The 21871-nt window shown below is 48.7% G+C and carries 22 protein-coding genes; 8 read left to right on the forward strand and 14 right to left on the reverse strand.

The features are described 5' to 3' along the window. Nucleotides 1-61: 61 nt before the first annotated feature. Entirely contained in the window at nucleotides 62-1558 is a 1497-nt protein-coding gene (mltF, locus tag K9N75_RS17185) for a membrane-bound lytic murein transglycosylase MltF (protein WP_114475766.1), read from the forward strand. Here mltF and tadA read toward each other — a convergent pair. Further along, nucleotides 1555-2067 (reverse strand): tRNA adenosine(34) deaminase TadA, encoded by a 513-nt coding sequence (gene tadA / locus K9N75_RS17190; RefSeq protein WP_008814487.1) that lies wholly within the window; start codon nucleotides 2065-2067, stop codon nucleotides 1555-1557. The genes mltF and tadA overlap by 4 nt on opposite strands. Before the next feature lie 220 nt (nucleotides 2068-2287). Here tadA and pspE point away from each other — a divergent pair, with 220 nt between their 5' ends. Both pspE and yiaY read left to right on the forward strand, forming a co-directional pair. Then, the gene (gene pspE, locus K9N75_RS17195) at nucleotides 2288-2608 is read left to right on the forward strand and encodes a thiosulfate sulfurtransferase PspE (protein ID WP_008814488.1); all 321 of its coding nucleotides are present in this window, start codon (nucleotides 2288-2290) and stop codon (nucleotides 2606-2608) included. Nucleotides 2609-2902: 294 nt separating this feature from the next. Then, nucleotides 2903-4054: an L-threonine dehydrogenase gene (gene yiaY, locus K9N75_RS17200; protein WP_008814489.1), complete on the forward strand. Its 1152-nt coding sequence runs from the start codon at nucleotides 2903-2905 to the stop codon at nucleotides 4052-4054. A 203-nt stretch (nucleotides 4055-4257) separates the two neighbouring features. On the opposite strand, the gene K9N75_RS17205 is transcribed toward yiaY, so the two are convergent. Then, a complete protein-coding gene (locus K9N75_RS17205; RefSeq protein ID WP_064572962.1) occupies nucleotides 4258-5157 on the reverse strand; it encodes a LysR substrate-binding domain-containing protein in 900 nt (299 codons plus the stop codon). Nucleotides 5158-5273: 116 nt separating this feature from the next. Between K9N75_RS17205 and K9N75_RS17210 the strand changes: the two genes are divergently transcribed. Continuing rightward, on the forward strand, nucleotides 5274-6143 hold the full coding sequence (locus tag K9N75_RS17210) for a pirin family protein (RefSeq protein WP_224451941.1): 870 nt from the start codon (nucleotides 5274-5276) through the stop codon (nucleotides 6141-6143). Nucleotides 6144-6218: 75 nt separating this feature from the next. Continuing rightward, complete coding sequence (locus tag K9N75_RS17215; protein WP_061059638.1) at nucleotides 6219-6902, forward strand: isochorismatase family protein; 684 nt, start codon at nucleotides 6219-6221, stop codon at nucleotides 6900-6902. 39 nt (nucleotides 6903-6941) lie between these two features. Here K9N75_RS17215 and yfhb read toward each other — a convergent pair whose 3' ends face one another. Next, a complete protein-coding gene (gene yfhb / locus K9N75_RS17220; protein ID WP_039190014.1) occupies nucleotides 6942-7592 on the reverse strand; it encodes a phosphatidylglycerophosphatase C in 651 nt (216 codons plus the stop codon). 265 nt (nucleotides 7593-7857) lie between these two features. On the opposite strand from yfhb, the gene K9N75_RS17225 reads away from it, so the two are divergent. Then, a complete protein-coding gene (locus tag K9N75_RS17225) occupies nucleotides 7858-8118 on the forward strand; it encodes a YfhL family 4Fe-4S dicluster ferredoxin (protein ID WP_004094302.1) in 261 nt (86 codons plus the stop codon). A 40-nt stretch (nucleotides 8119-8158) separates the two neighbouring features. On the opposite strand, the gene nlpE is transcribed toward K9N75_RS17225, so the two are convergent. The 3 genes from nlpE to K9N75_RS17240 all read right to left on the reverse strand — a co-directional run bounded on the left by nlpE (nucleotide 8159) and on the right by K9N75_RS17240 (nucleotide 9868). Then, a complete protein-coding gene (gene nlpE / locus K9N75_RS17230) occupies nucleotides 8159-8839 on the reverse strand; it encodes an envelope stress response activation lipoprotein NlpE (protein WP_008814494.1) in 681 nt (226 codons plus the stop codon). Between the two features lie 62 nt (nucleotides 8840-8901). Beyond that, complete coding sequence (gene arfB, locus K9N75_RS17235; RefSeq protein WP_096080376.1) at nucleotides 8902-9318, reverse strand: alternative ribosome rescue aminoacyl-tRNA hydrolase ArfB; 417 nt, start codon at nucleotides 9316-9318, stop codon at nucleotides 8902-8904. A gap of 1 nt (nucleotide 9319) precedes the next feature. Beyond that, nucleotides 9320-9868 carry a YaeQ family protein gene (locus K9N75_RS17240; RefSeq protein WP_004094307.1) on the reverse strand — a complete coding sequence of 183 codons (549 nt, stop codon included), beginning with the start codon at nucleotides 9866-9868 and terminating at the stop codon, nucleotides 9320-9322. A gap of 226 nt (nucleotides 9869-10094) precedes the next feature. Here K9N75_RS17240 and K9N75_RS17245 point away from each other — a divergent pair, with 226 nt between their 5' ends. Then, nucleotides 10095-10295, forward strand: a complete 201-nt coding sequence (locus K9N75_RS17245; protein WP_008814496.1) for a YaeP family protein — start codon at nucleotides 10095-10097, stop codon at nucleotides 10293-10295. Further along, nucleotides 10282-10542, forward strand: coding sequence for a Rho-binding antiterminator (gene rof / locus K9N75_RS17250; RefSeq protein ID WP_004094310.1), 261 nt, complete (start codon nucleotides 10282-10284; stop codon nucleotides 10540-10542). The genes K9N75_RS17245 and rof overlap by 14 nt, the downstream gene beginning before the upstream one ends. A gap of 94 nt (nucleotides 10543-10636) precedes the next feature. Here the strand turns inward: rof and K9N75_RS17255 are convergent, their stop codons facing one another. From K9N75_RS17255 to accA, 8 genes are all read right to left on the reverse strand, one after another. Then, nucleotides 10637-10954 carry a c-type cytochrome gene (locus K9N75_RS17255; RefSeq protein WP_020303586.1) on the reverse strand — a complete coding sequence of 106 codons (318 nt, stop codon included), beginning with the start codon at nucleotides 10952-10954 and terminating at the stop codon, nucleotides 10637-10639. A gap of 650 nt (nucleotides 10955-11604) precedes the next feature. Then, nucleotides 11605-12924 (reverse strand): tRNA lysidine(34) synthetase TilS, encoded by a 1320-nt coding sequence (tilS, locus tag K9N75_RS17260; RefSeq protein WP_064572956.1) that lies wholly within the window; start codon nucleotides 12922-12924, stop codon nucleotides 11605-11607. 78 nt (nucleotides 12925-13002) lie between these two features. Next, nucleotides 13003-14487, reverse strand: a complete 1485-nt coding sequence (gene dtpD / locus K9N75_RS17265; RefSeq protein WP_096080374.1) for a dipeptide permease DtpD — start codon at nucleotides 14485-14487, stop codon at nucleotides 13003-13005. Between the two features lie 73 nt (nucleotides 14488-14560). After that, on the reverse strand, nucleotides 14561-16702 hold the full coding sequence (locus K9N75_RS17270; protein ID WP_004094314.1) for a lysine decarboxylase CadA: 2142 nt from the start codon (nucleotides 16700-16702) through the stop codon (nucleotides 14561-14563). 150 nt (nucleotides 16703-16852) lie between these two features. Continuing rightward, entirely contained in the window at nucleotides 16853-18175 is a 1323-nt protein-coding gene (gene cadB / locus K9N75_RS17275) for a cadaverine/lysine antiporter (RefSeq protein WP_020303585.1), read from the reverse strand. A 426-nt stretch (nucleotides 18176-18601) separates the two neighbouring features. Beyond that, on the reverse strand, nucleotides 18602-20206 hold the full coding sequence (gene cadC, locus K9N75_RS17280; RefSeq protein WP_224451942.1) for a lysine decarboxylation/transport transcriptional activator CadC: 1605 nt from the start codon (nucleotides 20204-20206) through the stop codon (nucleotides 18602-18604). A gap of 107 nt (nucleotides 20207-20313) precedes the next feature. Next, the gene (locus tag K9N75_RS17285) at nucleotides 20314-20730 is read right to left on the reverse strand and encodes a VOC family protein (protein ID WP_008814502.1); all 417 of its coding nucleotides are present in this window, start codon (nucleotides 20728-20730) and stop codon (nucleotides 20314-20316) included. A 181-nt stretch (nucleotides 20731-20911) separates the two neighbouring features. Next, complete coding sequence (accA, locus tag K9N75_RS17290; RefSeq protein WP_004094320.1) at nucleotides 20912-21871, reverse strand: acetyl-CoA carboxylase carboxyl transferase subunit alpha; 960 nt, start codon at nucleotides 21869-21871, stop codon at nucleotides 20912-20914.

Below are 21871 nucleotides of genomic sequence, written 5' to 3' on the forward strand. Positions count from 1 at the left end.
AGCCATATACTATCCTGCAAACACAGCCTCACAACTCGATACACATTCATGAGATAACTATTTGAAACGTATAAAATATAATTATTATCTTATTGGTATCGTTTCTGCCCTGCTGGCGCTTGCGCTATGGCCCAACATTCCGTGGCGTAGCGGAAATGAGAGCCAGCTACAACAGATCCTTGACCGTGGGGAACTGCGGGTCAGCACGATTAATTCTCCCTTAACCTATCAGGCTGATGGGAAAAACGTGAGCGGCTTGGACTATGAGCTGGCAAAACGCTTTGCTGATTATCTTGGCGTAAAGCTAAAAGTTCGTGTGCGTGGCACATTGCCCGAATTATTTGACGATTTGGATAGTGGTAAAAGCGATCTGGTTGCAGCCGGTTTGCTTTATAATACCGAGCGCCTGAGCCGTTTTCGCACTGGCCCTGCTTATTACTCGGTATCACAACAGTTGGTTTATCGACAAGGTAAGTCCCGCCCAAAATCGCTGAATGATTTAAGCGGTACGCTTGCAGTGCAATCTGGCTCAGCCCACGTCACCACACTGAGCCAATATAAGCAGAATAAATATCCTAATCTCACTTGGGAATCTTCCAGCGATCTCTCTTCTAACGAGCTTATGCAGCGTGTCGTTCAAGGAAAACTGGATTACACCATTGCGGACTCTGTCAGCGTGGCACTGTTTCAACGCATCCATCCTCAACTCGCCGTTGCTTTTGATATCAGCGATGAAGAGCCAGTCATGTGGTATTTGAACCGCACTGACGACGACAGCTTATATGCCGCCGTTTTGGATTTTTTCAGCAACATGGTGGACGACGGCTCTCTTGCTAGGCTCGAAGAGAAGTATTTAGGCCATGTGGGCGGCTTTGACTACGTCGACATCAAAACGTTTTTAGCTGCAATTGATAACGTACTGCCAGATTTGAGCGATATCTTTAAAAAATATGCAGACAAAATTGACTGGAAACTGTTAGCCGCAATTGCCTATCAAGAATCTCATTGGAATCCTCAAGCAACCTCCCCCACGGGCGTTCGCGGGTTGATGATGCTCACTCGCGCTACGGCTGATGGGCTTGGCGTCAAAGATCGTCTCGATCCCGAACAAAGCATTGCGGGCGGTGCTTTATACCTTGAACGTTTGATGGATAAACTGCCGGACACTATCCCTGAAGATGAGAAAATTTGGTTTGCACTGGCCGCCTACAATATGGGCTATGGTCATATGCTAGACGTGCGTCAATTGACACAAAAACAGGGCGGAAATCCTAATAGCTGGGTTGATGTGAAGCAGCGATTGCCGATGTTAAGCCAGAAGAAGTATAACCAGAATCTCACCTACGGCTACGCACGTGGGCATGAGGCCTATCAGTATGTCGAAAACATTCGCCGTTATCTGGTTAGTCTGGAAGGGTATCTGTTAGAAAAAGAGAAACAAGTCGCCGCCGAGCAAACCCGTCAGGCACTTCTCGGTAAAGGCTATCCTGCCGTATCACCGGAAGATGCACTTGAAGGGAAGCCTAAGCGCAGCCCTCGCGGGCTGCTACCGTTTTAATCTGCTCGATCAGGTTGGTTTAGGCGCCGAGCCTCGCGCTCGGCTTTTTTCTGCTCGCGACGCTGCTGAAAGAACTGGCTTAGCATCTCTGAACATTCATTCGCCATCACGCCAGCGGTAATCTCGATCTGATGGTTCATCCCCGGATGACGTAAAACATCTAGCAAAGATCCCGCCGCCCCAGTTTTTAAATCACTCGCACCATACACCAAACGCTTGATACGGCTGTGAACCATTGCGCCAGCACACATCACGCAGGGCTCTAATGTCACATACAGAGTCGCGTTGAGCAGTCGATAATTCTGCACAATTTGCCCCCCTTGCTGTAACGCCATAATCTCAGCGTGTGCGGTAGGATCGTGGCGGGTAATCGGGCGATTCCATCCCTGCCCTATGACTTCATCATCCAGCACCAAAATAGCCCCTACGGGAACTTCGCCCTGCTCCCATGCTTTTTGCGCTAGTGCTAACGCTTGCTTCATCCAGTAAGCATCATTTAGTTCGCTCACGTGCTCACCTCCGTTCATTCAGGGCGCGCATTATACCTTTCTTGCTTGAAGTTGCATCTTTGGCTTAATCATCATCGTTCAACACCTCTGCACTATTTTTACTATGCGGTCTGGGCGCAAAGTTTTATGCCAAAGAATCACGTACGATGTAAAAGGCTTAAGCCGTCTATTTTATTCAACGTTGAAAAGGAGATGTATCACGATGTTTGGTCAAACTCGAATGGTAAAAAAAGCGCTACTCGCCGGTGTCATGCTTATGGCCTCCACTTCTTTGTGGGCTGCAGAACATTGGATCGATGTTCGCACTCCAGACCAGTATCAGGAAACTCACGTAAAAGGTGCCGTGAATATTCCGTTAAAACAACTGGATCAACGCATCAGCGAAGTGACACAGGACAAGAACGATACGCTGCACCTTTACTGCAATACGGGTAACCAGTCTGGTAAAGCTGAAAAACTGCTGCAAGATATGGGTTACAAAAACGCTATTAATGAAGGCGGCCTCAAAGACGTTGAAAAAACACAGGCCATGATAAAATAATCACACGATTATTCCCCTCGATGCAAAAACCATCGGCTTCGGGGGGCTGACTCATCCTCTCCTTTATCCCCCCTAATTTTACACCCGCGTAAAGATAGGTTAGCAGGACTAACACGTTTAACCACAGCAGAATATTTATACATGCCAAACATCACACAAGACACGAATATATAAATAATCAATGTATTAATTTTGCTATCATTTTATTCCTACCAGATCTTGAGGAAGATCAGATTTACTCTACCTCTTGAGTAGTATCGTGATGTTAATTTTCTCACATTAAGGAATGACACGATGACAACTTCTACCTTCTTTATCCCATCTGTGAACATGATTGGTGCTGGCTGCCTCGCAGAAGCTGCGACCACCATGAAAGGCTATGGCTACAAACACGCGCTGATCGTCACCGATGCCGTCCTGAACAAAATCGGCGTCGTTGCTAAAGTACAATCTCTGCTTGCCGATCTTGGTATCCAAAGCGCCGTGTACGATGGCACTCATCCAAACCCAACCAGCACTAACGTAGCTGAAGGTCTGGAAATTCTACGTCAGCATAAAAGCGACTGTGTTATTTCCCTTGGCGGTGGCTCTCCACACGACTGCGCGAAAGGTATTGCGCTGGTCGCTGCCAACGGAGGTGACATTCGTGATTATGAAGGCGTTGATAAATCAGCGAAGCCACAGCTGCCACTGATTTCTATCAATACCACTGCCGGTACCGCGTCAGAAATGACCCGTTTCTGCATCATTACCGATATCGACCGTCACATCAAAATGGCGATCGTTGATAAGCACGTCACTCCAATTTTGTCCGTTAACGATCCTGAGCTGATGGCGGGAATGCCAAAAGGCCTGACAGCGGCAACCGGTATGGACGCGCTGACTCACGCCGTAGAAGCCTATGTTTCTACTGCGGCGAACCCAATCACCGACGCCTGTGCACTGAAAGCGGTGACCATGATCAGCCAATCTCTGCGCCACGCAGTTGAAAACGGCAGCAACATGGAAGCACGTGAAACCATGGCCTATGCCCAGTTCTTGGCTGGTATGGCATTTAACAACGCGTCACTGGGCTATGTGCATGCCATGGCACACCAACTTGGCGGTTTCTACGATCTGCCGCACGGTGTGTGCAACGCGGTTCTGCTGCCACACGTACAGATCTTTAATGCGAAAGTTTGTGCTTCTCGCCTAAAAGATATCGCAGCCGCAATGGGCGTTGACGTCAGCAACATGAATGACCAACAGGGCGCAGATGCCTGCATCGCTGAAATTCGTAAACTGGCCAAAGATGTCAATATCCCTGCAGGTTTAACCGAGTTGAACGTTAAAATCGAAGATCTGCCAACGTTAGCAACTAACGCGCTGAAAGATGCCTGTGGATTCACTAACCCAATTCAAGCAACTCACGAAGAAATCGTCGCTATCTTTAAGGCAGCAATGTAATAACCTTCTGAGTTAAAAAGACAAAGGTAGGCATAGTGCCTAATGCTGTTCATTTAAGGGATCGAGATATACGGGGCTAGCACACCGCGGGGCACTCCGGCGGCTTCGCCGCTACGACCCCATCGGTGTACTTCCCCTAAAATCAGGCTTAACTGACAAGCATTGAGGCATAGTGCCTACCTTTTTTATGCCCCGAGTTAGCTCTACATCAAATCACTGTGCTGAAACTCTTCACCCAGAAAATCGAGCAACGTTTTCACCGCCGGTAGGAGTCCTCTACGGCTAGGATAAGCGGCATGAATTAACCCCGACGATGGATGCCACTGCGGCAGCACGTCGACCAGTTGACCGCTTGCCAACGCACTACGCGCAACGACATACGGCAAATGAACCACACCCAACCCGGCAACGGCGGCCTGACAGAGCAAACTTAGATTATCGGTGACTATCCGAGGCTGGAAGCTAATGTGTGCCGTCGCGCTATTAGGCCCTTGAAGTCGCCAGCTATAATCACTTTGTACCCATCCCCAATGTAATGCCGGAAGCTCACTGAGCGCCGCAGGCGTCATGTTTCTCCCATCAATCAATGCCGGACTTGCCACCAGCATCTGTCGGCTATTCCCCAGTCGTTTAACCACCAATTCGCTGTCTTCCAGCGGAGACATCCGCACACGAATGGCAATATCAATCCCTTCGTGGATCACATCAACCTTTCGGTTGGTGCTCTCTATTTGCAAGTTCACGCGTGGATAACGCAGCATAAAACGCGACAGCATAGACCCCACCCAATAATCCAACAGTGAAGTCGGGCAACTTATCTTAATCGTGCCACAGGGCTCTGAGTGGCGGCGTGCAACCAACTCTTCTGCCGCCTCGGCTTCCACCACCATCGCACGACAGTGGTGGTAATACTCTTGGCCCAAATCCGTTACTGAAAAACGGCGCGTCGAGCGGTTAATTAACCGGATACCTAAACGCTCTTCCAACTGGGCAATTCGGCGACTGATTTTAGATTTCGGCATACCTAGCGCACGTCCAGCAGCGGCAAAGCCCTGATTTTCGACGACATGAACAAATAAAAACATTTCATTTAAGTCATACATCGTACAACTCCAATTGTTCCAAATTTAGAACAGTGAAACACATTTACGCCTACTACTGCACCAACTTGCTCTGAATTAGACTTATTACATCGAATTTGGCTAAGCGGAGCAACATCATGAAAAAGATTATCGGCGTTTACAGCGCTCCAGGCTCACATTGGGTGGGCGACGGTTTTCCGGTTCGCAGCCTGTTTTCTTATAACCAGCAAGGCGAATACATCAGCCCGTTTCTATTGCTGGACTATGCCGGTCCACAACAGTTCTCAGCAACGGATAAACGTCGTGGCGTGGGTGAGCACCCTCATCGTGGCTTTGAGACTGTCACCATTGTTTATCAGGGGGAGTTAGAACATCGCGACTCCACCGGAAATGGCGGCTTTATTGGCGCAGGAGACGTGCAATGGATGACCGCCGGCGCGGGGATTTTACACGAGGAGTTTCATGCACCGTCATTTGCAGCCACGGGTGGCACGTTAGAGATGATACAGCTGTGGGTCAATCTGCCCGCGAAAGACAAGATGACAGAACCGGGTTATCAAACGCTGCTGAAAGCCCAGATCCCACAGCTCGATCTTGAAAATAATGCAGGACAGCTACGCGTTATCGCCGGTGAGTTCAGCGAGCACCAAGGCCCAGCGCATACCTTCTCACCGCTCGATGTGTGGGACATGAAGCTTAATGCCGGCAAGACAACGAACTTCACGCTACCCGCTGGGCGCAATGCCATTCTGGTGATACTGAAAGGTGCGGTGGAAGTGAATGGACAAAAGCTCCTGCATGATGCGGAACTGGCGTTGTTTTCCGTTGAAGGTGAGAGCGTCACCCTGACCGCACACAGCGACTCCGTGGCATTACTGCTTAGCGGCGCGCCACTCGATGAGCCCATCGTGGGTTATGGCCCGTTCGTCATGAACAGCCAACAGCAAATTGTTCAGGCATTGAGTGATTTTCAAACCGGTCATTTTGGACGAATGACGAGCCAGTAGTCGTCATGGACAAGGACGTCCCTACTTTTCAATTAATTAGATAGATCCCCTGCCATAAAACTAAAAGGTCATCCTATGAATAACCATATTGCTAACTTTAACGGCGATAAGCCGACTATCGATCCTAACGATACCGCGCTCTTACTTATCGACCACCAAAGCGGTCTGTTTCAGGTGGTTAAAGATATCGATTTACCCCAACTGCGAGCCAACGCCATCGCGTTGGCAAAGGCGGCAAATTTACTGCAAATTCCGGTCATTACCACAGCCTCTGTACCGCAAGGACCTAATGGCCCGTTAATCCCAGAAATTCACGCAGCCGCACCGCACGCTACCTACGTGGCGCGTAAAGGGCAAATTAACGCGTGGGATTCACAGGAGTTTGTTGATGCAGTGAAAGCAACCGGCAAGAAAACCTTGGTTATCGCTGGCACGATTACCAGCGTCTGCTTGGCCTTCCCGTGCATCAGCGCTATCTATGAGGGATATAAAGTCTTTGCCGTTGTTGATGCTTCAGGCACCGTTTCACAAATGGCCAGCGATTTAACGATTGCACGCTTAACGCAGGCAGGCGTTGTCCCTATCGACACCATGGGCACTATTTCAGAGCTACAAGGTACTTGGAATCGCCCAGACGCGGAACAGTGGGCTGAAGTGTATGCGCAGGCAATGCCTCATTATCAGTTGCTGATCGAAAGCCATACACGCGCACAACAGGCGGCGCGCGATAACGAAGTGTTAGACTCGCAACGTAGCTAACTTAGCCTAGCCTCTACGCCCCCGTAGAGGCTTTCTCATTCACTCCAGTTGCTGGAGTTCTCCCGTTGGGCTCACGCGGAAACGGTGCTCGCAAAACGCCAGTAGAGGATTATCCTGCTGGCTGTCACTGTATCCACTGAATAACTTAAGAGGTTTACCCAACTGCATTTCTAGCTGAACCACTTTTTCCTGCCCTAAACAGCGCAGCGGCATCACCCAGCCGCCGTTTCTACGCACCATGCGACTGCCGATCATCCTCACCTGATGAATAAAAGGTTCATCAGCATAAACCTGTTCAACCAAACGCTGTGGCGATCCGGTAATCAACCACACCTCTGCGGTTTGGCTGCCGAGATACTCTTTCAGCCGCCCCAGAACTACGGGAAAAGGAACGACATCACGCTTGAAGACTTGAACAAACTGACGTTCTAGCGCATTCAGGCGCGATTCTCGATGACCAAAAGTGATCGCCCAAAGCAACAGGCTTATCGGCCAACGCGTGGCTCTGCCCTGCACGATCAAGCCAAAAGCAATCACGGGTAATAATGGGATCACTAGCAGCAAATTTTGCGGCATATGCCAAATCAGAAATCTTAAAAAGCGCCCAAACATATCTTGCTGATGCAGAGTGCCATCAAGGTCAAAAAAGACCACGCGGTGTGTATTTTTCGCTGACGGGTTATCGGTCAAAATGGCTCCTCGGGAAAGCGAAATCCCATCCTCTAGACAAAAATCCTGTCATAACGGTAACCAGCATCTCTTCAAGATACAACTATGACATCCCATAAACTGCACCGAGCTAAACCAAAGCTCACCGCAAAGGAATAACCTGAGTAAAAAATTGGTGTCTGTCGCTGGAGGGGGTATAATCGCGCCCCCGCGAGTATTTATCCGCCCCACACGAGTGGTTTAGCCGACTTGGTTCGCGACCACCCAGCAACGTTATGAGAGAGTTATGGCCCTACTGATCACAAAAAAATGTATCAACTGTGACATGTGCGAGCCGGAGTGCCCGAACCAAGCGATTTCCATGGGAATGGATATTTACGAGATTGATGCCGAACGCTGCACCGAGTGCGTGGGTCACTACGATGAGCCAACCTGCATGAAGGTTTGCCCCATCGATAATACAATTATTCGCGATCCGGCTCATTTAGAAAGCAACGAACAGCTGTGGGATAAGTTCGTGGTACTGCATCACTCAGACAAAATTTAATGACCGCAGGGCTCTCGCCCTGAGGTCTTATTGAACGATATCAGTTAGCACAAGCGCCTTTAGCATCAAAACGAGGCTGACCGTCAGGGACAATCGCTTTTTCAACCATCCCATCTTCCATCGATGGCGTTATGGCGAAGTGCGCCTGAATTTCCAAAAATACCGGCTGACCGGCTTCGCCCTGAGCGCGGCTATACCCCTGCTCCAGAGCAATGTTATTGCTCACCGGGAAATTTTTGCCTGTAGCGCAATCATGGAAGGTCGCCGCGTCGGCCATGTAAACATACATGCCTTTAAACGTCATCGGCGTAACTGGCAGCGGCGCATCTGTCGCTTTCAGCGTGTAATTCAACGCGGAGTCGATATCGTTGCCGCTGGCGTCCAGCATGTTTAAATCATTGCCTTTAGGACGAAAATAACGCTTGCTGCCGTCTGTACCGGTAAGCACCAGTTTATCGGCGGTGCGCTGCCAGCTACCGTATTCCGCAAAGGCCTGATCGCCGTCACGTGTACCACGGTAAACTTCTTTTAGAACAAAAGTGCCATCTTTTTCCAAAAACAGCGACGTATCCATACCCTGACAATCAGCACAAGGCAACACGCCCTGAAAACTTTGCGCCATCGGCTGGAGAGGTTGTTCTACATATTGAGAACGAGCATTACACCCGAACAGTGCCATCGCACCCGCTGCCAGAAACAGCGAAATAGCCAATTTTTTCACAGTTATTCTCCTACTGTGGATCTTTATCATGTTTGTCTTAAGCCGCACGTAAAGTACTAATATTAATCAGCACTGATCTTACCGCGTAAAGACTTGGTCATCCCGCGTCGGGTTTTGCTTTCGACCCGCTTACGCTTTGCATTTCGGCTCGGCTTAGTAGGACGGCGAACTTTCTCAACCACCCCCGCCGATTTAATCAATTCAGCTAATCTCGCTAGCGCCGCTTCTCGGTTTAACTCCTGACTACGATACTCCTGCGCCTTAATCACCACGATGCCGTCAGAAGTAATCAGATGATGACTCATCGCCAATAAACGCTCCTGATACAACGGAGGTAAACTGGAGGTACGAATATCAAAACGTAGATGAATCGCCGTGGATGACTTATTCACATTCTGACCCCCGTTACCCTGCGCACGGATCGCGGTGAGTTCAATTTCGTCATCAGCAATAGAAACGGTATTGGTTATCTGCAACATCTTAAACTCCCGCAGGTTTCCAATGGTCAAACTGGATCTCTACGTTTTGTTGCGCATCAGACAGCCAAATGGCGCCTTCCTGTATCGTGGCCTGTAGATCCATGGTGCGACTAGCAAATTTTGGCAACTGAGCCATGATGTCATCACTGACAAAACGAATGGAAAGCGCCTTAAGACCACTCAGTTTTGCCTGATTTTGCTGCCACCACACTCTGCCCGCGCGTTCACTATAAGCGTAGAGCACCACTTCCTGCGATAACGAGCAGGCCTTTTTAAGACGTTTCTCATCGGGTAAACCGAGTTCAATCCACAAATCGATTCCGTTGTAATCGTTGCGCAACCATAACTCTGGCTCATCGTCGGCACATAGACCTTTAGTGAACGTCAAACGCTCGTTCGCATGGCAAATCCAGGCCAAAAGTCGCAGCATCATTCGTTGTTCGGTTTCTGAGGGATGCTGTGCCAGCGTCAAAGAAGCATCGTGATAAAAATGACGATCCATATCTGCAATATTGACGTTAGCTTTGTAAATCGTTGCCTTTAATGCCATAAAATCCTCTCGTATAATTATTTACAGTGTACCGTATCCCCTTCCAGCCAACTAGTCGGCTGGGGATTGTCACGTGTAAAGAACGAATTAATTGCGTTGCGCAACGGCTCTAGCTGCTTTCTAGTGAGAGCGACTGTGCTATAGTCGTTGAGATAAGCAGAGCTTATCCTCATGCCGGTTTTTACCAACTGCCCGTCATTGGGATAAGCTTTATAGGAGGATAACTTTGCAGCAATATTCTGAGTTAGTACGCCGTATGTATGCCCAGATTGGCAGTGGAGATTTGGGATATATACCTGATGCGTTAGGTTGTGTTTTAAAAGCTCTGGATGAGGTTGCAGCCAATGAAGCGCTGCCATCTGCCGTTAGGGAACAGGCGGCCTATGCCGCCGCTAACTTATTGGTGAGTGATTATGTCGAAAATTGAAGAGTATCAGCCAATCAACTGTGACGATTACGACAATTTGGAACTCGCCTGCCAGCATCATCTGATACTGGCGCTAGAACTGCGCAACGGAGAGAAGTTGCAAGCTAAAGCCAATGATTTGATTTCGCGTAAACACGTAGAGTATCTGATCATTGAGCAAGACGGCGAGCCACGGGAGTTACGTTTAGACCATATAGCCAGCTTCAGTCACCCAGAAATTGGTACCGTCAACGTAAGCATTTCTTAGCCCCTTTCGGCACACATCTCCAGCCACATATATACGAAGGGCGATGAAATCATCGCCCTTTCTATTTTGGATTTAAGTTTGGATTTAAGGCTGGCTAGGGTTTAAGACTTGCATAGTAGGCGGCTAAATCGCTGATATCCTGCTCAGAAAGATTGCCAACGTAGGCCTTCATCACCTCAGCCTGCCCACCGGAACGCCCCCCGCTTTTATAATCCTTCAGCGCCTGCTCAAGATACATCGCATTCTGACCTGCTAGATTCGGATACATCGGCACCGTCACTTTACCTTCCATACCGTGACAGGCGACACAGGTCATCGCCTTGCTTTTACCTGCTGCCGCATCACCCGCCGCCAGCACTGGCAAAGAAGCCACCGCCGTCAGCACGACCGCAGCCATTAATTTTTTCATCATTGTTATGTTCCTCGACATTGCAATCACGTCAACCCGCGCTATTTATTCTTTCATGAACGAACTATCCCTAGGAGCTTACATTGGTAAGTGACTAGGGTGAACGCGTGCAGCCAACGCGTCTGTGGCTTGAATTATGACGGAGATTATCCTCAACGTAATTGGAGCAGCATCAAGGCAGCAAGCGAGCGCATCCCGATGAGCTTACATAAGTAAGTGATTCGGGTAAGCAAGCACAGCTAACGCCGAGGCAGCTTCAATTATGACAACACCAAATCTCCTAAATAATTCAGGTCACAGGAAGGCGGCAAACACGTGAATCCCTAGGAGCTTACACTGGTAAGTGACTAGGGTGAACACGTGCAGCCAACGCATCTGTGGCCTGAATTATGACGGAGATTATCCTCAACGTAATTGGAGCAGCATCAAGGCAGCAAGCGAGCGCATCCCGATGAGCTTACATAAGTAAGTGATTCGGGTAAGCAAGCACAGCTAACGCCGAGGCAGCTTCAATTATGACAACACCAAATCTCCTAAATAATTCAGGTCACAGGAAGGCGGCAAACACGTGAATCCCTAGGAGCTTACACTGGTAAGTGACTAGGGTGAACACGTGCAGCCAACGCATCTGTGGCCTGAATTATGACGGAGATTTACATCCAGTCTTTGGTCCAGTGAATATTCCATACAGGCTCATCCGCCACGGCCTGCCCATTCTGGGTGATGAATACACCGAGAGCGGCGATGAGCGTTTCACCATAGTAGAGCATAGGCGTTCGCTCGCGTTCCCATGGTGGAATATTGTGTTCTTGCCAGATTTTTTTTATTGGTCGCGAATGGCGGCGGCCAACGATGCGTAGTGTGCCATGGGCGGCGAAGCGAATTGAGACAGCTTCATCGAATTTCGGGGCGCGTACACATATTCCTCGGCTACCGAGCTGTAGTTCACCGAGCCCATCGGGCAGCGACAACGACTCTCGCGGATCCCATGCTATCACTTGATCTTTTAGAGAACGCAGCGGCGGCAATAGATAAAGATGCTGGCGGTAACGGCGGATTTGGCTTTTGCCAAGCTGAAGCTGAGGCTCGGCATCTTCGCGTGCCATGGCGACTTCAGACCAGAGCAATTGGAGTTGCTCTCGGGTCGGCATCATGACGCCAAAGCAGGCGATCCAACGCCGTAATAGCGCATAACGTTTGGCCTCCGACATAGGCAATAGGCCGTCAATATTGAGCGAATCATCTTCACTCATGAGCGATTGCAGCGACTCTAGCAGTAACTCATCGAGCAGTTGTTCTTGCTCTGCACACAAGCTGGCGCTACGAGCAACCGCTTCGGGAAAATGCGGCCAGCGATCGCGTAGATTCGGAATGACGCGCAAGCGCAGGAAATTGCGATCGAAACGATCGTCTTGGTTGCTGTCGTCTTCGACCCATTTGAGATCGTAGTTAGCAGCATACTCCTCAAGCTGAGCACGGCTGATATCCAGCAGAGGACGGAGCTGTTCAGTGCTGAAGAATGGCATATGGCTCGCCATCGCAGAGAGTCCGGTTGGACCACTGCCACGCTTAAGCGCCAGCAAAAACGTTTCGCACTGATCGTCGAGATGCTGAGCCGTGAGCAACGTTTCGTGATGACTTATTTCGTCAGCAATGGCGTGATATCGCGCGTCGCGCGCTGCCGCCTCTACTCCGCTGCGTTGGGAATCAACCTTGACGCGTAGCACCTTCAAGGGAACCTGCCACTGGCGACAAACGGACTCGCAATGATCGACCCATAAATCGGCATAGCGGCTTAGTCCATGATGTACATGGACTGCACGCAGTTGTAGATGAGGAAAATTCTGCATGCGCAGTTGTGCTAGCGCATGCAGAAGTACGGTGGAATCAAGTCCACCGCTAAAAGCAACCATCAGTTGCGAACGCCCCTGAAGCTTGCTGGCAATTCGCATCTGGATTTCTGAGCTATTCATGAAACTTTACGGCGCGGTCACCGCCCTGAACGATTGAATATCAGAACGTTAACCATCCGCTCTGTTGGAAGCAAGTCCTTATTCGCACGACTCGGCGGCAATTGCATTACGGCGTACCATCAACATATGGCACAGCCAGATTAACGCGACTAATCCCACACAGCCGAGCGCGCCCCAGGCGATATCGCTAAAGACGCTCACATAAGCCATAACGGAATGCGCCGTTGCTTCTCCACCCTGTTCAAATGAAACTTCTGCCGTTTGGTTGGCAATAATTCCTGCTAGATAATTAGCTATCGATCCAGTCGCGAGCATATAAATACCGGTCAGGACGCCCGTCACTCCCGGTATTTTCAGACGTGTGATCTGTGCCATCGCAACTGGATCGATAAACAGTTCTGCGCATCCCATAACCGCTAAGCCCAATACGGTCAGCGCCATGGAACCCTGCCCATGAACCGCGGCCCAACGAGCATTAAAAGTAAGAATGCCAAACCCTGCGCTGATCAGCGCAAGGCCTAATGCAAATTTACCCCAGATGCGCAATATACGATTGCCGTTGCTATTTTCACGTACCAGCCAAGCTAGTGCCACGCCGCTTAGCATCACGGCAAAGCCATTCACGGATTGGAATACCGCCGTCGGAATGGTGAAAGAGAACCACTGGCGATTGACAAAACGATCGATAAATAGGCTTATCGAGCTTCCGCCCTGCTGAGCAAATGCCCAAAATAACGTTCCCAGCAACATTAGGATCACGATCTGTAGCAGACCTTTGCGCTGCTCAGGCTCTGCTCGACGATAGATTCCGGCCAGAATAATAATGGCACCAGCACACACCAGAGCCAAAGCGTAGCTCGACCAGTCGCGCCAGAAGAGCACTGCAACAAACAGAGGAGAGAGAATCACCGCCGCCAGCAACCAACCCCAGTTTGGGACGCGCAGCGTTGTATTTTTCATCCCCTGATGGTTCACACCAATGGTATGGCGGAAATGTTTGTGCCCACATAAGAAGATAATCAAACCGGCAAACATACCGATCCCCGCCAGCGCAAAGCCGACGTGCCAGCCGTATTGTTCGGCAGCCAGACCGCAGGCAATTGGCGCTACGATCGAACCAATATTCCCAGCTGCATAGAGCAGTGAAAAACCACCGTCGCGGCGTGGATCTTCGGGAGAGTAAAGTTCTCCCAGCAAGCAGCTGATATTGGATTTGAACAGCCCGTAACCACACACAATGATGGCTAAGGCTAAATAGAGAGAAGACGGTGAAACCGCACTAACGCCCAAGACCACATGGCCCAGCGTCATCAGGATCGCCCCTGCAATCACAGCCATCCGGTTACCTAACAATTTGTCTGCAAGGATCCCGCCGATGATTGGCGTGACATAAACGAGTGAGGCGTAAGCACTATAAAGACTGAAAGCGTGGGTATCGTTGTACCCTAGCTGATGGGTGAGATAAAGAATGAGTAACGCACGCATGCCGTAAAAGCTGAAATATTCCCAGATTTGCAATGCTACGACATAGTAGATAGCGCGCGGTTGTGAGGGTGTTTTCATGTCATCTCCCATTTAAGGGGGTTGCATAATAAAAGGGGGCGCCCTTTATTAGGACGCCCCCTCAGTCAGTCTATTACTTCTGTTCTTTGATAACTTTAACAGTGTAGCGACCGTCAGCCTGACGATATGCACCGTGGATATCAGTTTCGAAGCCTGGGTAGTGCGCACCGATTTCGCACAGCATCTGCAAGAATTCCAGAACTGGGCGACTTTCTTCGGTCAGCATTTCACCTGGCATGACCAAAGGAACTCCTGGAGGATATGGCAGGATCATGTTGGCATTCACTTTGCCGATCATCTCTTCCAGATAAACTTCTTCGGTCTGGCCACGCAGTTCCATCTGGAACGCAGCGTGTGGGTTCATCACCATGGTTGGCAGCACTTCAAATGCACGGTACATCAGGTCCGGCAGGTTGTGGTGCTGAATCAGCGCATGGATACCCTGTGCCAGTTCTTGAATACGCATGTTTTCATAGAACTCTGGATCTTCACGATACAGTGAAGGCAGCATGTTCTTAACGCGCAGGTTCAGATCGTATGAACGTTTAAAGTCGGTCAGTGCACGCAGCAGGCTGAGCGCTTTAGTTTTGTCGATACCGATGCTGAACAGGAACAGCATGTTGTATGGACCGGTTTTCTCAACGATGATGCCGTGCTCATCCAGGTATTTAGAGACGATAGACGCTGGAATACCGGTATCAGCCATTGAACCATCTTTCTGCATCCCTGGAGTCAACAGAGTGACTTTGATTGGGTCCAGATACATGTGGTCGTTATCGATATCTTTGAAGCCATGCCAGTTGTCTTTGGAATCCAAAGGCCAGCATTTCGCTTCGTCGATACCTTCTGGCTGCCATACGTCGAAGAACCAGCCTTCAGACTCGGAGTTCAGACGTTTGATTTCTTTACGGAAACGAATCGCACGTTCGATAGAACCGTTGATCAGACGTTTACCTGCATTACCTTTCATCATTGCTGCTGCGGTTTCGGTAGAAGCCACGATGCCGTAATGAGGAGAAGTCGAGGTGTGCATCATGTAGGCTTCGTTGAAGGTTTCTTCGTTGATATCACCTTTAACGTGAATCATTGAAGCCTGAGAGAATGCAGCCAGCAGTTTATGAGTAGACTGAGTTTCATAAATAACTTTGCCTTCAACACGGCCACCGCTCATACCGCACAGACCTTTGTAGATCGGGCTGAAGTTGGTGTAAGGAACCCATGCAGAGTCAAAGTGGATGGATTTAACGTCCAGCGCTTCTTTGATGTAATCAGTGTTGTACAGCAGACCGTCGTAAGTGGAGTTAGTCACTACGGCGTGAACTGGCCAGGTTGCATTTGGAGTTTGTGCAACGCGTTCAGCGATGGTGTCGTGCTGGAATTCACTCTTAGGAATACCACCCAAAATACCGTAAGCGTTACGGGTTGGACGGAAGTAGATAGGAGTGATGTCGCTCATCATCATCAGATGAGTCAGAGATTTATGGCAGTTACGGTCAATCAGAACGGTGCTGCCAGCAGGTGCAGAGTACATACCAACGATTTTGTTCGCGGTAGAAGTACCGTTAGTCACCATGTAGCTGCGTTCTGCGTTGAAAGTACGCGCAATGTATTCTTCCGCTTCTTTGTGTGGACCTGAGTGATCAAGCAGAGAACCCAGTTCACCCACAGAGATGGAGATATCAGATTTCATCGCGTTAGCGCCGAAGAAATCATAGAAGATGCTACCCACTGGGGATTTCTGGAACGCAGTACCGCCCATGTGACCCGGAGTACAGAAGGTGTATTTGCCTTCTTTAACGTAGTTGAACAGTGCTTTGGTCAGCGGTGGCAAGATTTCGTCGATGTATGCATCGGTGCTCTGACGGATTTTTTGCGCGATATCCTGAGCTGCGCCCAGTGCGTATTCAAAGAACTCAACGTTCAAACGCAGATCGTTCAGGCTAACATCCAGAGTGGAGTGGGTGTTGGCGAAAGCATAAACCGGCAGATGTTCGTTCATCGCGCTGATTTCTTCGCACAGGTCGAGATTATAAGTATCCCAGTCGAAGATAACACCGCACAGACGTGCATTGTTGTCGATGAGTTTCAGCAGGTCTTCACGGTCGTTTGGATAAACAATCTGAAAATCCAGTGCTTCCAGTGCCTTGTGCAGTTCACGGATAGGCTCTTCTTTGAAGTAGACGCCCATGTGATTCAAGATGGCAATAATATTCATACTCTAATTCTCCAGGCAAAAAGCTGGCCCCTCCCTACTTTTCAGTAGAAGTACTTCAAACAGAGAGAGGCTGGATAAATTAATTTGTCTTGCTGTGTGTAATCGCGAGGATTACTCAATTCGTTGTGTTCGTGGCGTTAGCCAAGTCACTTATGCGTTGCTGTCTGCGCTAGCTTGTGGTTTGCGTGAGTTCATTTTACGTGCATAGAACATCAGGATAACCAGGCTCACGATGAAGGTACCGGACAGTTCGAATGAACCCGCCCCCATCAGAGCGATGAAGCAGAAGCAACAACCCAGAACCGATGCAACCAAGCTCAACAGGTTTTTCACGTTGGCGCCTTCGAAACGAATCAGGTCAACGCAAGAGTAGAAGTAAGGCAGCATAGTCAGCAGTACCGCGATACCAGTCAGTTCACCGAACAGGTCAGACGCTTTACCGCCGCTGGCGCTCATTACAGTGATCAGAATCATCAGTACGGTCATTTTCACTGCGGCTAACAACAGGCCTTTCTTAGGAATGCCGTTTTTGTCCAGCTCGCCGTACACTTTAGGGAAGTTACCGTCTTTAGCAGCACGAACACCGGCTTGACCCACCAGCATCATCCAAGAACCTAAAGAGGTTAAACATGCGAATGCGGTGAAAGCAGATACTGCAGGAGCAGCCCAACCACCGACCATTGTTGAAGCACTCATTGCGAACGGTGCACCAGAAGCAGCCATTTCGTGAGCTGGGTACATACCGGCGATAACCTGAGTTGCCGCGATATACACGATACCTGCCAGACCAGTACCTAACATGGTAGCCAGTGGAACGGTACGAGATGGATTTTTCACCATACCAGTACTTACTGCTGCGGATTCAACACCGACGAACGCCCACAGGCACAACAGAATACTTTTGATAACTGCGTGGCTATCAGTACCACCAGAAGTGTTCCAGTTAGCGTGATAAGTCGCAGGGTCAAACCAAGCCCAACCAGCGATAGCAGTACCAATGACTGGGATTAATACCAGAACCAGACCGATAGTGGTTAAACGACTTACCCAAGTACCACCCAACATGTTAACGAAGGTGAAGATCCACACAATCGCGATACAGGCTATACCGGCTGCGATTGGGCTATTCAATACTGGGAAGAAAGTAGAAAGATAAGAAACTGCGGTAATACCGATTGCTAAGTTACCAATCCAGTTTGCATGGTAATAAAGAACACCGGTTTGGAAACCAAATGCCGGACCAATTTCACCAGCATAAGCAATTGGGCCACCTTCTTGAGGGTTTTTAGTAGCCAAACGTGCATATACATACGCTAGTGACATTGCACCGATTAAAGAAATGATCCAACCAAATATTGCGATGGAACCGAGACTCGCCAGGTTCGCAGGTAATAGTGCAATACCGCTCCCCATCATATTACCAGCTACTACGCCGGTGCAGGCAATTAGCCCGATTTTCTTGCTTGATGACATGGTCAGTTGCTCCTGATTAATTTTCAGAAAAGTCGCATTCACTCATTACCGCAGTTAGGTGACCGACTTGATGGGATGCATGGTACTGACCGGCAAAATAAAAGTCCTAAAGGTAAAGTTAAATTATCAGCGTGTCCCAATAAATGACATCTTGACATTTTTATCCAACAAGTAAAAAAACATCAAGAAACATAGATTTTATTCAATAAAAACAGAGTGTTGATATAAAATTTACCCGAATAATTTCAAGCAAACAATCAACATAAAGAAACAAAATTAACACATGCAAACACACAAAAAAACAACACATTTAATGCATATATTTTTCATTGTCAGCAGGATTTTGGGGGGAGGTTTATAATTCTTTGGAGGTAAAAAAAAGCCTGTCCTTTATAAGAAGACAGGCTAGATTAAATATCATACAAATTAATTGTTGTTAGAGAAATCGTAATTGGCAAGATAAGGTGCTACACGGATAACGTTAGTCTGGAAAACCCCATTCTTTATCCAGTCTAATGTGTTATTTCCAGGCCTCAAATTGAATGCCGTAATATAAGCATCAGCGGCAAGGTTATTCTGACCTTTCAATTCGTACACCTTTCCAAGCAATACATAGTTCAGCCAAGACATTTCTAAATCGATACCTTTATTTATCATCTTAAAGGCCTCATCAACTTTGCCCTGACTTAAATAATCAACCGTATATATCTGCTGGATAATTGCGCTATTCTGCAATAACGGAATAGCCTCAACGTCCGTAATCTCTTTACGGAGATCCGCCAAGTCTGATGCATTAAACGGTTGATATGAGTTCAGCAAAATATCAACCAATGCTTTTTCCGCACGCGCGTAGATAAACTCTGGCGACTGTTTTGTAATCTGAGCAAGCAGGACACTGGCTTGGTTCAGTGAGTCACTGTCGCCCTGAATCAATAATTGGTGCGCCTGATAGTAAAGCTGTAACACCTGACTATGTTGCGGTACTAGCGTTTCTATTCTCTGCACCATACTCGAAGGTTGAACGACTTTTAACGTTTGGAACATGCTATCGATGAAATCCTTCTGTACCGTCAGCAAATTATCCGTAGTAATAAAGTAGCGTTTTTCCAACATGACTGAGCTATCAGCGTTATCGATCAAGCGGACTGACAGAAAACACTGCTGCGCGCGATAGTGGCGCTGATTCACAAACTCAATATACATGGACTTACCAGAGCTACTCGGTCCACCATAGTTATAGTTCGTCTGATCATGCACCAAAAACGTTGAGTGTGTATTCAAGCCCTGCGCCAGCATTTCGCTCAGGCCGACAACGTAAGAAAGCTGATTTGTCCAGTTGGTACAGCTGTTGCCCCCCTGAATACGAATATCAATGTCGCGTGGGTTTAGCAACATTGGCGCCGGTGCAACAGGCACTCGCTGGTTAAACACCGCCAAGCCGACCAAAGAAATACACAGCAACAGTGAAGAAAGAAATGCCACCCAGACCCAAAAACGCGAATGCCATAGCTTAGACAACCGTTTTTTTTCACCCTTACTCTTGGTAACGGTTGCGGTTGCTGGGCTATTCAGCGCATCAGCCTGTTGTCGCTGAGATTCAGCCACAGTCGTGCTAAGTGGAAGCTGACCACTGCCGTCTTCTGGCTCATGATCGATAACGACTTTTACAGGCGCATGAGCTGGCATAGTAAAATCTGCACCGCCCTCTTCGCACCAGATAACGGGCTCAACCAGCTTGTAGCCGCGCTTAGGCACGGTGACGATATATTCCGGCGCATCAGGGCGACCGTCTTTGAGATATTTCCTCAGCTCGGAGATACACTGAGTCACCACATGGTTGGTGACAATATTACGTTTCCATACGTTATCAATTAGTTCATCCCTGCTTAGTACCGTATCGGGATGATGAGCAAAGTAGCTCAACATATCGATGAGGCGAGGCTCTAGCACTAATAACCGACCATCACGGGTGATCTTATTATCAGCGGCTAAAACCAACCATTCGCCAACGCGGAAAGTTTGCTCTTGCATGGTGTGCTAAGGCTCAGAGGGAAATGGAAAGAAGCGCGCAATAGTAGCACAGCGGAAGATGTTACACAGTAAACCGCAGCACCCTACGCCCTATTGGTATTATAATTTCAACAATTGGTACTATTTTTTAACCTATTGGTCGCCTGATAAAGCTCAAGCGGCAAGCCATCAGGGTCAGTGAAAAACGTGAATCGTCGTTCAGTGTATGGATCAATGCGTATCGGTTCGCAACGAATCTGGTGCTGCGCCAAATGGGTTACTGCGCTATCAATATCATCTACGCTAAACGCAAGATGTCGCAACCCACAGGCTTCGGGCTGCGAAACACGCGCAGGAGGTTGTGGAAACGAAAACAGCTCAATCGTGTAATCACCATTAAGTGCCAAATCCCCTTTCCAGGAATCTCGCTCCGCACGATACACCTCACTCAATAACGTAAAGCCTAAAATATCGCAGTAAAATGACTTACTGCGTGGGTAATCAGACGCGATAATTGCGATATGGTGGACTTTATTGAGTTTCACACATCCTCCAGATGCTAATGATTCTCAGGGAAATTACCCCCTTACTCAGCAGAAAGCAATTCTACAGTGATAATTGTGCCCTTATAAAGGGTACTCGAAAAATGCAATATTTGAATGATTGATAAAAACAACAAAGCCCGGCATAACCGGGCTTTACAATAGAGATGAGGTGTGGCGGATATTAGCAGTAGCCGTAGTTCATCAGACGCTGATAGCGACGATTCAACAGCTCTTCAGTTTCCAGCACGTCCAGATCGCTCAAATCAGCCAGCAACTGAGCTTTCAGTGATGCAGCCATCGCAGGAACATCACGATGTGCGCCCCCCAAAGGTTCAGGGATCACAGAGTCAATCAGCTTTAGCTCTTTTAGACGAGGAGCGGTAATGCCCATCGCATCTGCGGCCAGTGGCGCTTTATCAGCGCTCTTCCACAGAATCGAAGCACAGCCTTCTGGAGAAATAACGGAATAGGTGCTGTATTGCAGCATATTGACTTTATCACCCACCCCAATTGCCAGCGCCCCGCCCGAACCACCTTCACCGATGACGGTGCAGATAACTGGAACGGTCAAACCAGACATTTCACGTAGGTTACGTGCAATGGCTTCTGACTGGCCACGCTCTTCAGCGCCAACGCCAGGGTATGCGCCTGGTGTGTCGATAAAAGTGATAATTGGCAGCTTAAAGCGTTCAGCCATTTCCATCAGGCGCAGAGCCTTACGATAGCCTTCCGGCGCAGGCATACCAAAGTTACGACGGATTTTCTCTTTGGTTTCACGGCCTTTCTGATGACCAATGATCATCACCGCACGACCGTTCAAACGAGCCATACCGCCAACAATCGCCTTATCATCGGCGTAGGCACGGTCGCCAGCCAACTCATCGAAGTCAGTGAAAATATGCTCGATATAATCCAGCGTGTACGGACGACGCGGATGGCGCGCTAATTGCGCAACCTGCCAGGCCCCCAGATCAGAAAATATCTTACGAGTCAGCTCAACGCTCTTGTCACGCAGGCGCTGTACTTCTTCGTCGATATTAATATCTAATTTTTCGTCTTGACGGCTGACTGAAGTTAGCGAGTCAATTTTCGCTTCAAGTTCTGCAATCGGCTGTTCAAAATCCAGAAAATTCAGACTCAT

This window comes from Hafnia paralvei (genome assembly GCF_020150375.1).
Lineage (GTDB): Bacteria > Pseudomonadota > Gammaproteobacteria > Enterobacterales > Enterobacteriaceae > Hafnia > Hafnia paralvei.